We start from the raw sequence: 15,361 nt of genomic DNA, 5'->3' as shown, positions 1-15,361 counted from the left end.
CGAAAAGAGAAATGTCAACAATCAACATAAAAAGAGTAAAAACAAGCGAGATCGAATTAAAAGACCGCTTGGTAAGCATACAGCGTGTTGCCAAAGTAACCAAAGGTGGCCGTACTTTCAGCTTCTCTGCTATCGTAGTAGTAGGTGATGAAAACGGTGTTGTAGGTTACGGTTTAGGTAAAGCTAAAGAGGTGACTGAAGCTATTGCTAAAGGCATTGATGATGCTAAAAAGAACCTGGTAAAAGTTCCAATCATTAACGGAACTGTACCTCATGAGCAAATTGGTAAATTTAGCGGTGGTTTTGTTTTCATTAAACCAGCTGCTAACGGTACCGGTGTAATTGCTGGTGGTGCTATGCGTGCCGTATTAGAGTCGGCAGGTGTACACAATGTATTGGCAAAATCAAAAGGTTCATCAAACCCGCACAACGTGGTAAAAGCAACCGTATCGGCATTAGCCCAGTTACGTGATGCAAATACAGTAGCACAACAGCGCGGAATTAGTTTAGGTAAAGTATTTAACGGATAATCAGTCATGGCTAAGATCAAAATAACACAGATTAAGAGCGTGATCGACAGAACGGAACGCCAGAAAAAAACAATCGAGGCTTTAGGCTTGCGTAAAATTAACCACAGTGTGGAAGTTGAGGCTACACCTGCTATAGTTGGGATGGTTAGGAAAGTGAACCACCTGGTAGCGGTTGAAAATATTTAATATCATGAATTTAAGTAATTTAAAACCTGCAGAAGGTTCAACCAAAAATAGAAAAAGAATTGGCCGTGGTACAGGTTCTGGCCGTGGCGGTACGTCAACCCGTGGTCACAAAGGCGCCGGTTCACGTTCAGGTACCAGCACTAAGGTAGGCTTTGAAGGCGGTCAGATGCCTTTACAGCGCCGTGTGCCTAAGGTAGGCTTTAAAAACCCTAACCGTGTTGAGTACACAGGTGTAAACCTTGACGTACTTCAGGAATTAGTAACAAAGTTTTCGCTTACAGCTGTTGATTTTGATACTTTGAAAGAGCACGGTTTGGTATCACGTAACGACCAGGTCAAGATCCTTGGCCGTGGTGAGCTTACTGCCAAATTAGAAGTTAAAGCACATGCATTTACTGCTACAGCTCAAAAAGCTATTGAAGCTGCAGGTGGTACCATAGTTAAGTTATAATTTCGATGAAGAAATTTTTCACCACATTATCCAATATCTGGAAAATCGAAGATCTGAGAGTGCGTATTATTAACACACTCTTATTTCTTTTAATATATCGTGTAGGCTCATTCGTGGTTTTACCCGGCGTTAACGCTGCGGTAGCATCAACCCAAAAGGCAGAAGGATTAGTAGGATTGCTGAATATGTTTGCGGGAGGTTCGTTTTCACGTTCCTCTATTTTCGCGTTAGGTGTTATGCCTTACATTTCGGCTTCAATTGTGGTGCAACTGCTGGGTATTGCCGTTCCGTATTTTACCAAATTGCAAAAAGAAGGTGAAAGCGGGCGCAACAAGCTTAACCAATGGACCCGCTACCTAACAATAGCTATTACCTTTTTACAAGCTATAGGTTACCTTAAATCGCAGGTTGCTGCCGATGCAAGGACTATTGCTGATCCTTTCACCTTCATCTTCCTTAATACGTTTGTATTAACGGCAGGTACATTATTCGTAATGTGGTTGGGTGAAAAGATCACGGATAAAGGTATCGGTAATGGTATATCGCTCATCATCATGGTGGGTATCATAGCCCAGTTACCAATGGCTTTTGCTAACGAGTTCATTTCGCGTAATAGCGGTGCAGGTGGTTTGATCGCTTTCATTGTTGAGATTGTGGCACTTATCGGTGTGGTAATGTTTACTATACTAATAGTACAGGGAACACGTAAAATTTCGGTACAATACGCTAAGCGTATTGTGGGTAATAAACAATATGGCGGTGTGCGCCAGTATATACCTTTAAAGGTAAATGCTGCAGGTGTAATGCCGATCATCTTTGCGCAAGCTTTGATGTTTATCCCGCAAACTGTATCGCAGTTTTTCCCTAATGTATCGTCAAACGGTATATTAATAGCTTTGGCTAACTATAACTCATGGGAGCATAACCTGCTGTTTGGTATCCTGATCATCCTGTTCACTTATTTCTATACTGCTATTACGGTTAACCCTAACCAAATGGCTGATGATATGAAAAAGAACGGTGGCTTTATACCGGGCATCAAACCAGGCCGTACTACCGCCGAGTTTATTGATGGCGTAATTTCAAGGATAACTTTACCAGGATCAGTATTCCTGGCTATTATAGCAATCATTCCGGCACTTGCCAGTTTGGTTGGTGTATCTCCGGTATTTGCAAGGTTTTTTGGCGGTACATCGCTGATCATCCTGGTAGGTGTTGTTTTGGATACACTACAGCAAATAGAAAGTCACCTGTTGATGCGCCATTATGATGGTTTAATGAAAACCGGACGAATTAAGGGACGTACAGCTATGCCTGCCGCTGCCGGTACCAGTCCGACAGCGATTTAATTAGTAATGTCAAAAATCAATTATAAGTCTGTCGAAGAGATAGAACTCATAAGAGAAAGTTCTTTACTTGTTTCTAAAACACTCGGAGAGATAGCTAAGGTTATCGCTCCGGGTGTTAAAACAATTGAACTGGATAAACTTGCCGAAACCTTTATACGGGATAATGGCGGTATTCCTGCCTTTTTAAACTATCACGGATTTCCTTATTCACTGTGTATCTCTCTGAATGATCAGGTTGTACACGGCTTTCCCGGATCGCATGTTTTAACAGAAGGCGACCTGGTATCGGTTGATTGTGGTGTTGTTTTAAATAAATACTACGGCGACTCGGCTTATACCTTTGCCATTGGCGAAGTAAGCGACCAGGTTAAAAAGCTGATGCGTGTTACGCAGGAATGCTTGAAGCTGGGTGTTGAGAAAGCGGTGGTAGGAATGCGTATAGGTGACATTGGCTATGCAGTACAGGAACATGCCGAGAAGAACGGCTTTGGTGTAGTAAAGGAATTGGTAGGCCATGGTGTAGGTTTAAAGCTGCACGAAAAGCCTGAAGTGCCTAACTATGGCAAACGCGGTGCGGGTATCAAACTGGAAGAAGGAATGGTGATAGCTATTGAGCCCATGATTAATGCAGGCCGTGCCGGTGTTAAGTTTTGGGATGATGGCTGGACAGTTTCAACGTCTGACAAGAAGCCTTCGGCACATTACGAGCATACTGTAGCAGTACGCAAAGGTACACCAGACATTTTATCGACGTTTGATTACGTAGAAAATGTTTTAAAAGAAAAAAATAATAATTAAATAATTTTTTATTAATTTTGCATCCCGGTTTTAGGGCGGATAATTAAGTAATAATCAACAAAATATGGCTAAACAATCTTCGATTGAGCAAGACGGTACAATTAGAGAGGCATTGTCAAATGCAATGTTCAGGGTTGAACTTGAAAATGGTCATGAGATTATAGCGCACATATCGGGCAAAATGCGTATGCACTACATTAAAATTCTTCCTGGTGACAGGGTGAAATTGGAAATGAGTCCGTACGACTTAACAAAGGGTAGAATAACCTATAGATATAAATAAAAAGATGAAAGTTAGAGCATCCATCAAAAAGCGCAGCGCTGATTGCAAGATCATCCGCCGTAACGGGAAACTTTACGTTATTAACAAAAAGAACCCGAAGTTTAAACAACGCCAGGGCTAAGAACAATTACTGAATTGGAGAATGATTGAATTACTGATGATAGCGATTCGATAGTTCAATAATTCGATAACTCAATAAATTACAAGAAAATATGGCAAGGATATCAGGTATTGATTTACCAAAGAATAAAAGAGGAGAAATCGGACTTACTTACATTTTCGGTATTGGCCGCTCAACAGCTCAAAGAATTTTGACTGAGGCTGGTATTGATTTTAACATCAAAGTACAAGACTGGACCGATGAGCAATTATCTTCTATACGCGGAATTATCAACGACCAAATTAAGGTTGAAGGTGCATTACGTTCAGAAGTGCAGCTTAACATTAAGCGTTTGATGGATATTGGTTGTTACCGTGGTACACGTCACCGTAAAGGTTTACCATTACGTGGTCAGCGTACTAAAAACAACTCACGTACCCGTAAAGGAAAACGTAAAACAGTTGCTAACAAGAAAAAAGCTACTAAGTAGTAAGTGATTGGTGAGTAGAGAGCGGTGAGTAGTTGTCGCTGTGAGATCGCCAGGAATACCTCATTTGAAAATTATAATTAATGAGTCCGAATTATTCGCTAATTCAGTAATTCATTAATTCAAAAATTAAAAAAATGGCTAAAGCTAAAAAAGTAACCAAGAAACGCATTGTGATTGTTGAGCCTGTTGGCGAAGCGCATATCAATGCTACTTTCAACAACATCATCATCACCCTTACCAACAAAACAGGCCAGGCTATTTCTTGGTCATCTGCTGGTAAAATGGGCTTCAAAGGTTCAAAAAAGAATACTCCTTATGCTGCCGGTCAGGCTGCTGCCGATTGCGGTAAAGTTGCTTATGACTTAGGTTTACGTAAAGTTGAAGTATTTGTAAAAGGCCCTGGTGCCGGTCGTGAGTCAGCTATCCGTACTTTGCAAACTGCAGGTATCGAAGTAACTACGATTAAAGATATTACACCGCTTCCACACAATGGTTGCCGTCCTTCAAAAAGAAGAAGAGTTTAATTAACATATTTTTTAAAGCTAAGATTCAGCAGCTACAGGTTGCTTGATACTTTAAGAACACACAAAAATGGCCAGATATACAGGACCAAAGTCCAAAATTGCCCGTCGTTTCCGTGAGCCGATTTTCGGTCCGGACAAAGCGTTAGATCGTAAAAACTATCCACCGGGCCAACATGGCGCGTCAAAACGTCGTGGAAAGCAATCAGAGTATTCAACTCAGTTGCAAGAGAAACAAAAAGTTAAATACACTTACGGTGTATTAGAGCGTCAGTTCGAAAACTTATTTCACCGTGCTTCTGCTAAAGAAGGTATCACAGGCGAAAACCTGTTGAAATTTTTAGAGGCACGTTTAGACAATGCTGTTTTTCGTTTAGGTATTGCTCCTACACGTTCAGCAGCACGTCAATTGGTTAACCACAAACACATCACTGTTAACGGTGCTGTTGTAAACATCGCTTCATATGCATTGAAAGCTGGTGACGTGGTTGCAGTACGTGAAAAATCTAAATCATTAGAAGCTATCACTACTTCAGTGGCCGGAAGAAGAATCAACAAATACAGCTGGTTAGAATGGGATGCAAATGCCTTAACAGGTAAATTCCTTAACTATCCTAACCGCGATGAGATTCCTGAAAACATCAAGGAAAACCTGATCGTCGAGTTGTACTCAAAATAATAAGATATTGGATATTAGATGTGAGATTTGGGACTTGTTCTCAAATCTCATTTCTGGTTACATACGTAAACAAATCAATCATAGGAATGTTCTTAGGTACCAGATAGTTGAATACAGGCAGATTAAATGCCTTAAATCTAATATCTCAAATCTCAGATCTATTAATTAAGTAAACAATAAATAAAGGATATAAATGGCAATTTTAGCATTTCAAAAACCAGACAAGGTTATCATGCAAAAAGCAAATGATTTTGATGGTACGTTTGAATTTCGTCCGTTAGAACCAGGTTTTGGTGTAACCATTGGTAATGCTCTGCGTCGTATCTTACTTTCATCACTTGAGGGTTTTGCAATCACTTCTGTACGTTTTTCGGGAGTTACGCATGAGTTTTCAACCATCAAAGGTGTTGTTGAAGATGTAACCGAGATCATCCTGAACCTTAAACAAGTTCGTTTTAAGAAAACAGGTGAATCTGGCGACAGCGAGAAAATATTTGTTATTGTAAATGGCCAGGATGCATTTAGGGCAGGGGATATCACCAAGTTCTCTAACAACTTTACTGTATTAAATCCTGATTTGGTACTTTGTAACATGGACCCTGCTGTAACGCTTGAAGTTGAGCTTACTGTAGGTAAAGGCCGTGGTTACGTACCAAGCGAGGAAAATAAAAATCCTGACGCTAACGTTGGTGTTATAGCTATCGATTCGATCTATACCCCAATCAAAAACGTTAAATATACCATCGAAAACTATCGTGTTGAGCAAAAAACCGACTATGAAAAATTAGTATTGGATATTGCTACAGACGGTTCTATTCATCCTGAAGATGCTTTGAAAGAAGCAGCTAAAATCCTGATCCAGCACTTTATGCTGTTCAGCGATGAAAACATGATGCTTGAAGCACAGGCTAAAGAAGAAACCAAAGAAGTTGACGAAGAGATCCTGCACATGCGTAAGATCCTTAAAACTGAATTGGTTGATCTTGACCTTTCTGTACGTGCCCTTAATTGCCTTAAAGCTGCTGATATCCGCAGCCTGGCTGATCTGGTATCGTACGATGTTGCTGACATGTTAAAATTCAGGAACTTTGGTAAAAAATCGTTAACTGAGATCCAGGATCTGGTTAAATCAAAAGGCTTATCTTTTGGTATGAACCTGTCTAAATTTAAGTTAGACGAAGAATAAGAAAGAAGCAAGACGTGAGAAGCAAGAAGAAAGACTTTTGTCTTGACTCTTGATTTCTTGACTCTTGATTCTTGTTGCAAACATTAAGCGAAAGCATAATTCCGAGGGCTTGAGTCTATCGCCCAACGGTATGCACGTGAAATATATAAAACAATGAGACACGGAAACAAAAACAATCACTTAGGCCGTACTACCAGCCACCGCAAAGCGATGCTGGCTAACATGGCAACTTCGCTTATTTTACACAAGCGTATCACTACAACATTAGCAAAAGCAAAAGTTTTACGCGGTTATGTTGAGCCACTTTTAACAAAATCAAAAAGCGATACTACGCACTCACGTCGTACAGTATTTAGCTACCTGCAAGATAAAGACGCTACTTCGATCCTTTTCCGCGAGGTTGCTGAGAAAATTGCTAACCGCCCAGGTGGTTACACTCGTATCATCAAGTTAGAAAACCGTTTAGGCGATAACGCTGAAATGGCGATCATCGAGCTTGTTGATTACAACACTGTTTACGGTACTGACGCTTCTGCTCCTGCTAAGAAATCAACACGTCGTCGTGGTGGTTCTGCTGCAAAAGCTAAAACTGCTGCTCCGGTAGCTGCGGAAGAAGCTGTAGTGGTTGAAGACGTTAAAGAAGAACCAGCTGCTGAAGCACCTGCAACTTCTGAAAACGAAGAAAACGCTGAAAAAGGCGAATAATTTATTATTCCCTTTCGGATATTAAAAACGCCCGGTTCATTTGAACCGGGCGTTTTTGTTTTATAGAAAATTTGGAGGTGGTTAAAAATAGGCGTTATTACAGCGATTGAACTTGTATACTGCGAAGCTGAAATATTGATCTGCTATTCTGTCTGTGGCATGATTAAAAATTGCCGTCATGTTGAACTTGTTTCAACACCTCATTTGCTAAGCCGTGTGCTAAACAAATCGCCTATCTTTCTTGTGGGGTGCTGAAACAAGTTCAGCATGACGATATGATAATACCATTTTACCTTCATAGTTCGCTTGACATTAAACGTAGCAAGGATAATCGTTTTCAAACTTATGATGGATAGTGGCGAAACAAGGGCGATTTTTGTATTGGTCAGGATTTTTATGAGAAAGCGCTTTAACGAAGGAAATTGATTTTAAATAGGCCTTTAACTGATAATATGTTTTTTATATTGTTAGGCTTACAAAAATTTCACTATCCGATATAATATTGTTTATTGTGTAGCTTTCTAATAATCAGTGAATTAGTATGTTTTTCCGGATTATTGTTTTTAAATTTAAGTGGAATTATAATCAAGTTTAACCCTTAAATCTTAAAACGATGAGAAATTTTTTGATCGTGCTTTTTGTACTGTTAGCCGGCAGTACATTTGCACAAGCCCCTAAGAAAAACGGCATCATTTATAAAGAACACCCATACATTACTATTGTGAATAACTCCACCAACCTGTTTATCAAACAGGACTGGACTGGTTTGGCAAAACTGTATGCCGACACGGCGATATTTTATGATCCGACGAGCCCCAAGAAGATTTCCCTTGCTGATCAGAAAAAAGGTTGGGCGGCTATTGCGAAAGACTGGGGACAGATAAAGATTGTAAAAGTAGGATACCCTGATGGCCTGGAATATGACAAAGATCCCTTTACTGTACAATCATGGTGGACAGTGACTACGGTAAACAAAAAAACAAAGAAAACAGCAAAATTTCACCTGGTGCAGTTTGACGAATTTAATAAAGCCGGGAAAATAACTGTAGAAATAGCTTATTACGACCAAACCCCGCTGATCAATGCGGCAAAGTAATTGATATTTTAATAGATATTTAAAGACTTGCGATATCCTTTTGGGCAGTAATCGTAAGTCTTTATTTTTTTACTGCTGTTACCTGGTTAACTTATAGGTGAGCAATCCTGCGGTGTCATCTGTAAGGGTAAAGCCACATTTATCAAGGATCCTTCTTGATGGCAGGTTATCGCCATACGTATGCACTATGACAGCTTGTACAAACTCATGGCTAAATGCCCACTGCGAAAGCAGTTGTAAAGCTTCGGTGGCGAAACCTTTGTTATGTTGGTTGGCATCGATCATGTAGCCTATTTCTGCTTCTCCATTAAGGTTGGGATAACCGGCAAAGCCCATGCCGCCGATAACGGTGTTGGTGCTTTTAAGAACGATCTCCCAGCCGGTATACCAGAGGTATTTATCGGGGAACGCAAGTGTGTTAGGCAGCCAGAAACTATCGAAGGCGTCATAAATTTCTTTGATATATAAAGGATCTATCAACATAGCCGAAGTGGTTAAGCCTAATGACAGCTCCAGCAGCTTGCGGTCTTGTTTAAGTAACAGTAATTGTTCATGTGTTAACGGTATCATTTTTAACCGTTGTGATTGGATAAAAAACATTGGATGTTTTGAATTAAATAACAATAAGAAACCAGTTCGCTTTTTTTAAAGTGAAGGTACAGCCGGTGTGTTATGGCTGTTTGTTATACAATTCCAGGCAGTGTGATGAGCCTGTTGAGTGTGTTAAGTAACAGAGGCGTTTTGCTTTATTGATATAAAAGTAAGGATTTTAATCAGAAACCTTTAGCAATTTATAAAAACGTAAAGCGCGTTAGGGATAGTAGCGGAAAGCCCACAGCGCGATTGGGTTTGCGGGCAGGTAAGGCGAGGACTTGTAGCGGATAGCCCGGGCCGCAGGCAACGCCATTATTCAGAACCGTTGATTAGAATGATTGCATTGATTTCGCTGATTTTTGGTCAAACCCGAATTAAATGAATAGGGAATTTATCGAATTTTCCTGTCATTCTGATAATTCTTTAATTCTATAAATTCCGGTTCAGACAAATTATGCATTTTTCTTGATCGGCGCTCACTCATCAATAAAAAACTTTATATCACCAAAACGGCTCCGCCCTTCACGCACAAAGTTCCCATCGATATTATAAAGTACATCGCCAAAGAGTGTTCGTCCTTTTCTGATCAGTTTACCGTCGAGATTACAAACTACATCCCCAAACATTCCCTGGCCTTTTTTAACTACCTTGCCATCTATTGTATATAATATGTCGCCAAAACGGCCCTGGCCTTTTCGCACGTAGCTGCCGTCGATAGTGAATAATACCGTTCCAAATTTATTATTACCCTCTCTAATATATTTCATGGCTGTTTAAACTATGGGTTTTAAGTTAAGCGATATCCTGCCAATTAACAAATCCGGCAATAACCTTTTACCTTTAACCTTTCACCTTTTACCCTTATGATTTCTGCCAACCTGTCATTGCAAAGTAAGCTATCCTGCCGCCTTGTTCATGAACTGACAATTACAGGCAATTTTTACTGCCATTGGCATATTGGCACAAGCATTGATAAACAGCAGTGGTTAGTAAACATAAATCAAAAAGAAAAAACAATCATATATGTCTAAAATAATTGGAATCGACTTAGGAACAACCAACTCCTGCGTTGCTGTAATGGAAGGCAACGAGCCTGTAGTTATAGCTAACAGCGAGGGTAAACGTACTACGCCGTCTGTAGTAGCTTTTATTGATAATGGCGAACGTAAAGTTGGTGATCCTGCAAAACGTCAGGCTATCACAAACCCTACAAAAACCATTTCGTCAATCAAACGCTTTATGGGTAACCAGTTTAATGAAGTTACAAGTGAAGCGGCCCGTGTACCTTATAAAGTAGTTAAAGGTGACAACAACACTCCACGTGTTGAAATTGGCGACCGTAAATATACCCCGCAAGAAATTTCTGCAATGATCCTTCAGAAAATGAAGAAAACTGCCGAAGATTTCTTAGGTACCGAAGTAACAGAAGCAGTTATTACCGTTCCTGCTTACTTTAATGATGCTCAGCGTCAGGCTACCAAAGAAGCCGGTGAAATTGCAGGTTTAAAAGTTCGTCGTATCATTAACGAGCCTACTGCTGCTGCTTTGGCGTACGGTTTTGATAAAGCGCACAAGGATATGAAAATTGCAGTGTTTGACTGCGGTGGTGGTACACATGACGTATCTATCCTGGAGTTGGGCGATGGTGTTTTCGAAGTAAAATCAACCGATGGTGATACTCACTTAGGTGGTGACGACTTTGACCAGGTTATTATTGACTGGTTGGCAGAAGAATTTAAAAGCGATGAAGGTATTGACCTGCGTAAAGATCCAATGGCTTTACAACGTTTAAAAGAATCGGCCGAGAAAGCTAAAATCGAATTATCAAGTTCAGCTCAAACTGAAATTAACCTGCCATACATCACTGCTGTTGATGGCATGCCTAAACACTTGGTTAAAACTTTAAGCCGTGCTAAATTTGAGCAGTTGGCTGATAGTTTGATCAAACGTACTATCGACCCTTGTAAATCAGCATTGAAAAACGCAGGTTTAAGCACTTCTGATATTGACGAAGTAATTTTGGTAGGTGGTTCAACCCGTATCCCTGCTATCCAGGAAGCTGTTGAAAAATTCTTTGGTAAAGCTCCTTCAAAAGGTGTTAACCCAGATGAAGTTGTTGCTATCGGTGCAGCTATTCAAGGTGGCGTATTAACTGGTGAAGTTAAGGACGTATTGTTACTTGACGTTACCCCGCTTTCATTAGGTATCGAAACTATGGGCGGTGTAATGACTAAATTAATTGAGTCAAACACTACTATCCCTACTAAGAAATCTGAAACTTTCTCAACAGCCAGCGACAGCCAGCCATCAGTTGAGATCCACATATTACAGGGTGAGCGCCCAATGGCTGCGGGTAACCGTACTATAGGCCGTTTCCACCTGGATGGTATCCCACCTGCACCTCGCGGTGTACCACAGGTTGAAGTTACTTTCGATATTGATGCTAATGGTATCCTGCATGTATCTGCAAAAGATAAAGCTACAGGTAAAGAGCAAAAGATCCGTATCGAAGCTTCTTCAGGTTTAACTGATGCCGAGATCAAAAAGATGAAGGACGAAGCTGAAGCTAACGCTGATGCTGACAAAAAGGCAAAAGAAGAAGTTGAAAAATTGAATGCTGCCGATGCCCTGATCTTCTCGACAGAAAAACAACTGAAAGAGTACGGCGACAAGATCCCTGCCGATAAAAAAGCACCTATCGAAGCTGGTTTAGCTAAATTGAAAGAAGCTTATTCAGCTAAAAACTTTGACGCTATCGAAGCCGCACAAACCGAGCTTAACACTGCCTGGACTGCTGCATCTGAAGATATGTACAAAGCTTCTGCCGAAGGCGCTCAAGGTGCACCAGCTGGCGATGCTGGAGCTCCGCAAGATAACTCTGACACCGTTACAGATGTTGATTTTGAAGAAGTGAAATAATTAAATTTGTTTTATAACAGAAGCCCGGTTTGGTTAATTCCAGACCGGGCTTTTTTTGTCGGATGGGAAGCTTTGTGGCTAAAGCATGGAGCAGAACGAGGCACCTACGGAGCCGGAAACTCTCACTTTGATTTACTATAAACACGTGACTCCTACCGGAGTCCTCCGGCGGATTATAAATAAGTAAGGCAGGTTGCATTAAACCCCGTAGGGGTAACGTGTTTATAGCACTTGAAAAGAAATTCCTGGGCTCCGTAGGTGCCTCGTAATCTCCGCCTTTTTTATCTGTAATGTGTTATTGTTCAATGAAATCAAACAAATACCTCTCTTCAAACGGAACTTCAAATTTTTCCAACAATGCCATATATTCCTGTTTGAACGTGCGTTTCTGATGATGGATTTCCTGGTTTTGAATATATTTTATCACAGAGTCGATATGCGATTGTGAATAAGAAAAGACCCCATATCCTTCTTGCCATTGAAATCTACCTCTTACCCAATCTTTGCCATTAATAAATTCATTGCTTTGCACCTTAATTTCCTTTACAAAATCGGAGATTAATATGGTGGGTTTAAAACCCACGAAAATGTGTATATGATCAGGCATGCAATTTATTGCGAGTAATTTTGCACCGCGACTTTGAATCAATGAGGTAATATATTTATGTAGCTCTTCTTTATTATTGCCTGATATAAGACTATACCTATCTTTTACCGCGAAAAAAAATTGAAGATAGATTTGCGAAAAGGTATTGGCCATTATTTGATGATACTTAACCGAAGGTAATTAGTATCACAAGTATTTCAAAATGACAATTATAACTTTACTTCAATCTCCCCTCGCTCATTCTCAACTACCTCATCTTTCAATTTCATCCCCCCAAACCCATGCAAAACAAATTTCAACTGCATAAACCGCGATTTAAATGCGCCTTCAACTGCCGATAAACTGATGCTTTTATTCAGCGGATCAAAACTGATAATACGTTTATAATAAATACCCTGTTCATGATTATATGACACTCCATCATCTTCATAATAAACAAAACTATTAGCCTCGCTTCCATTCCATATGTGGATCTGCAATACCCCGTCGCCTGGTTCATTGGTGCTTTGCACAACGGTTTGCATAGGGATAATGCTGCCGGCTTTTACAAACACCGGCAGATCTGTTAATGGTGCCGGAACGTCGATGATCTGTTCTCCCTCATAAAGCTCATCGCTGCTTAATCTGTACCATGAACCTTTGGGCAGGTAAATATCTTCGGTATGTTTTGTGCTCTCCACAGGGACAACCAGCATGGCATCGCCAAACATAAATTCATTCTGAAAACGCTCATCAAAAACGTTTTCATCAAAGCTGTGCTCAATAACCAATGTGCGACTTACCGGTAAGCCGGTTTGGGTTGATTTATAAAAGCTGCTGTACAGGTAGGGCAGGAGTTTATACCGTTGTTCAATGTCTTTTTTGATGATCTGTTCATTATGCTTGCCCCATTCCCAGGGTTCACGCATTTTGCTGCCCTGTATGGCATGATTACGGAACATCGGGGTGTAAGTGCCCAGTGAGTTCCATCTCACCATCAGCTCGGGCGTAGGGTTGCCGCTGAAGCCGCCGATATCCACGCCGACGAAACTCATGCCTGTAATGCCGAGGCTGTTTACTAATCGCTGGCCTAACAGCATGTGAGCATCGGTGCCTGTGTTATCGCCTGTCCACACGGCAGAGTAGCGTTGAGTGCCGGAGTATGCAGCGCGGGTAAGTACAAAAGGTCGTTTGTTACCCAGGATCTTTCTTGTACCCTCATAAGTGGCGCGAGCCATTTGCATGCCGTATGCATTGCGCAACTCGGGCATAAACTTATCGCCAAACTTCACTATCCAGGGGATGTTTTGACCCCACACGGCGGGTTCATTCATATCGTTCCAAAAACCTTCAACGCCGGGATCTGTAAGCGCTTTGAAAGCTGCGCCCCACCACTCGCGAACATCTTTCCTAAAAAAATCGGGAAAGTGGCAGCGACCCGGCCATACATAGCCGGTGTAATTTTCGCCATCGGGATATTTGGCAAAATAATCCCGCTCAATGCCCTCATCATATTCTTTATATCCTTTTTCAACCTTTATACCCGGATCAACAATGGTAACCAGTCTGAAGTCCATCGCCTTCAGTTTGTCCAGCATCTGTTTAGGTTTGGGGAAGGTTTTTTTGTTCCAGGTGAAGATCTTGAAATTCTCCATATAGTCGATATCGCAATACATCACATCGGCGGGGATTTGCTTTTTGCGAAAGGTTTGGGCGATGTTTAGCACCTCATCAGCACTCATATAACTCCACCTGCATTGCTGATAGCCGAGGCTCCACAGTGGCGGCATTTCCATCCGGCCTGTAAGCCAGGTATAATCCTCAATAATTTTAGCAACGCCCTGTGCCCCGAAGAAATAGTAATTCAGATCGCCGCTATCAGCGCCGAACCAACTTGTTTCCTCATCTGTGGATGCGCCAAAGTCGAAATAGCTTTTATGTGTATTGTCGAGGAATAAACCATAAGTTAACCCGCTATGCAGGCCTATGAAAAAAGGAAAGGTTTTGTACAGCGGATCAGATTCGGGCGTGTGGTTAGGTGCATCGGTATTCCAGTTTACGTAAGCTGCTCCGCGCCTGTCAAGGTTGCCGGTTTTTTCACCAAGACCGATAAATCTTTCACCGTCAAACAATCTGCGGTAACAGGTTACACGTTCACCCTGCCAGTTTGCGCCAAAGCGCGCATCATCTTCACTCAGTGAAATACCGCCGGCTGTGAAAAAGTTAAACCGTAATGGCGATTTCTGAATGCTGAGCTTTAAGGCCGAAGTAGTAATGTCAATATTGGCAGATGATTCGTCAAAATCAAAATCAATCAGAGGCTGTCTGATCACCGCAAATGAAGTACCATCCGGGTTAAAGTTTTTGCTGATGTTTACCCTGATAATGGTTGGACTATAGATGTAAACCCTTGCTTCGGCTTCGGCGGTTTTAATTGTTAAAACGCCATCCTGTTGTTTAAAGCCCTGTACGTTGCCCGCTATTTGTAAATTCATGCCTGTAGTGCACCCGGATAGATAGAGTACTTAAAGGCAACGCTGTTTGGTTGGCTTGGTTTTGTTAAATATGAATTGATTAAAGCTTAATGCTGCAAAGTGCTATATCCACCCCGTCATTGCTGTGAGGTACGAAGCAATCCCCTATTTACAGAGCCGCTCTGCATAGTTCGCGATTGCTTCGTGCCTCCAATGGCGAGTGGAAGATATGCTATAATACAACTTTGAAAACGTTGCATGGATTTTTCATTTCCATCCTTAAAAACGACCAACCCGCTTTCCCGCCCGATCAACGCCCTGTAATTTTCGACCAACCTGTAAAATATTGATAATTAGCATGTTTTAAGCGTTTGCCGAGTGCTTTTTGGCATTGGTCTATATTTATAAAGCACT

At 41.1% G+C, this 15,361-nt stretch carries 18 protein-coding genes; 14 read left to right on the top strand and 4 right to left on the bottom strand.

All coding sequences use genetic code 11. The annotated features are described in order from the left end of the window. The first annotated feature begins 11 nt into the window (after positions 1–11). The 13 genes from rpsE (at position 12) to AC1DUD_RS14510 (ending at position 8,374) form a co-directional block, all read left to right on the top strand. A complete protein-coding gene (gene rpsE, locus AC1DUD_RS14570; RefSeq protein ID WP_090529238.1) occupies positions 12–530 on the top strand; it encodes a 30S ribosomal protein S5 in 519 nt (172 codons plus the stop codon). A gap of 6 nt (positions 531–536) precedes the next feature. Further along, positions 537–716 carry a 50S ribosomal protein L30 gene (rpmD, locus tag AC1DUD_RS14565; RefSeq protein ID WP_022833274.1) on the top strand — a complete coding sequence of 60 codons (180 nt, stop codon included), beginning with the start codon at positions 537–539 and terminating at the stop codon, positions 714–716. A gap of 4 nt (positions 717–720) precedes the next feature. After that, complete coding sequence (gene rplO, locus AC1DUD_RS14560) at positions 721–1,167, top strand: 50S ribosomal protein L15 (RefSeq protein WP_330861300.1); 447 nt, start codon at positions 721–723, stop codon at positions 1,165–1,167. A gap of 5 nt (positions 1,168–1,172) precedes the next feature. Further along, entirely contained in the window at positions 1,173–2,516 is a 1,344-nt protein-coding gene (gene secY / locus AC1DUD_RS14555; RefSeq protein ID WP_477375506.1) for a preprotein translocase subunit SecY, read from the top strand. Positions 2,517–2,522: 6 nt separating this feature from the next. Beyond that, on the top strand, positions 2,523–3,314 hold the full coding sequence (gene map / locus AC1DUD_RS14550; RefSeq protein WP_477375504.1) for a type I methionyl aminopeptidase: 792 nt from the start codon (positions 2,523–2,525) through the stop codon (positions 3,312–3,314). Between the two features lie 64 nt (positions 3,315–3,378). Continuing rightward, positions 3,379–3,597, top strand: coding sequence for a translation initiation factor IF-1 (gene infA / locus AC1DUD_RS14545; protein WP_022833270.1), 219 nt, complete (start codon positions 3,379–3,381; stop codon positions 3,595–3,597). Between the two features lie 4 nt (positions 3,598–3,601). Further along, positions 3,602–3,718, top strand: coding sequence for a type B 50S ribosomal protein L36 (gene ykgO, locus AC1DUD_RS14540; protein WP_022833269.1), 117 nt, complete (start codon positions 3,602–3,604; stop codon positions 3,716–3,718). A gap of 91 nt (positions 3,719–3,809) precedes the next feature. Next, a complete protein-coding gene (rpsM, locus tag AC1DUD_RS14535) occupies positions 3,810–4,187 on the top strand; it encodes a 30S ribosomal protein S13 (RefSeq protein WP_090529226.1) in 378 nt (125 codons plus the stop codon). A gap of 134 nt (positions 4,188–4,321) precedes the next feature. Further along, on the top strand, positions 4,322–4,711 hold the full coding sequence (gene rpsK, locus AC1DUD_RS14530) for a 30S ribosomal protein S11 (RefSeq protein WP_112574505.1): 390 nt from the start codon (positions 4,322–4,324) through the stop codon (positions 4,709–4,711). A gap of 67 nt (positions 4,712–4,778) precedes the next feature. Next, on the top strand, positions 4,779–5,387 hold the full coding sequence (gene rpsD, locus AC1DUD_RS14525; RefSeq protein WP_110585879.1) for a 30S ribosomal protein S4: 609 nt from the start codon (positions 4,779–4,781) through the stop codon (positions 5,385–5,387). A 193-nt stretch (positions 5,388–5,580) separates the two neighbouring features. Continuing rightward, positions 5,581–6,573, top strand: a complete 993-nt coding sequence (locus tag AC1DUD_RS14520; protein ID WP_110585880.1) for a DNA-directed RNA polymerase subunit alpha — start codon at positions 5,581–5,583, stop codon at positions 6,571–6,573. Positions 6,574–6,726: 153 nt separating this feature from the next. Beyond that, on the top strand, positions 6,727–7,278 hold the full coding sequence (gene rplQ, locus AC1DUD_RS14515; RefSeq protein WP_477375500.1) for a 50S ribosomal protein L17: 552 nt from the start codon (positions 6,727–6,729) through the stop codon (positions 7,276–7,278). Between the two features lie 613 nt (positions 7,279–7,891). After that, on the top strand, positions 7,892–8,374 hold the full coding sequence (locus tag AC1DUD_RS14510; protein WP_477375498.1) for a hypothetical protein: 483 nt from the start codon (positions 7,892–7,894) through the stop codon (positions 8,372–8,374). 78 nt (positions 8,375–8,452) lie between these two features. Here AC1DUD_RS14510 and AC1DUD_RS14505 read toward each other — a convergent pair whose 3' ends face one another. Both AC1DUD_RS14505 and AC1DUD_RS14500 read right to left on the bottom strand, forming a co-directional pair. Next, positions 8,453–8,944: a GNAT family N-acetyltransferase gene (locus AC1DUD_RS14505; RefSeq protein WP_477375496.1), complete on the bottom strand. Its 492-nt coding sequence runs from the start codon at positions 8,942–8,944 to the stop codon at positions 8,453–8,455. A 500-nt stretch (positions 8,945–9,444) separates the two neighbouring features. After that, complete coding sequence (locus AC1DUD_RS14500; RefSeq protein ID WP_477375494.1) at positions 9,445–9,735, bottom strand: hypothetical protein; 291 nt, start codon at positions 9,733–9,735, stop codon at positions 9,445–9,447. Positions 9,736–9,991: 256 nt separating this feature from the next. Here AC1DUD_RS14500 and dnaK point away from each other — a divergent pair, with 256 nt between their 5' ends. Next, the gene (dnaK, locus tag AC1DUD_RS14495) at positions 9,992–11,887 is read left to right on the top strand and encodes a molecular chaperone DnaK (RefSeq protein ID WP_477375492.1); all 1,896 of its coding nucleotides are present in this window, start codon (positions 9,992–9,994) and stop codon (positions 11,885–11,887) included. Positions 11,888–12,182: 295 nt separating this feature from the next. Here the strand turns inward: dnaK and tnpA are convergent, their stop codons facing one another. Together tnpA and AC1DUD_RS14485 are read right to left on the bottom strand one after the other, a co-directional pair. After that, the gene (tnpA, locus tag AC1DUD_RS14490; RefSeq protein WP_477375490.1) at positions 12,183–12,647 is read right to left on the bottom strand and encodes an IS200/IS605 family transposase; all 465 of its coding nucleotides are present in this window, start codon (positions 12,645–12,647) and stop codon (positions 12,183–12,185) included. Positions 12,648–12,703: 56 nt separating this feature from the next. Then, positions 12,704–14,968, bottom strand: coding sequence for a glycoside hydrolase family 31 protein (locus tag AC1DUD_RS14485; protein ID WP_477375488.1), 2,265 nt, complete (start codon positions 14,966–14,968; stop codon positions 12,704–12,706). Positions 14,969–15,361: the final 393 nt, after the last annotated feature.

Source organism: Mucilaginibacter sp. P4_A11, assembly GCF_056402535.1.
The sequence above is the reverse complement of the archived record's forward strand: the minus strand, read 5'-3'. Positions and strand labels throughout refer to the sequence as shown.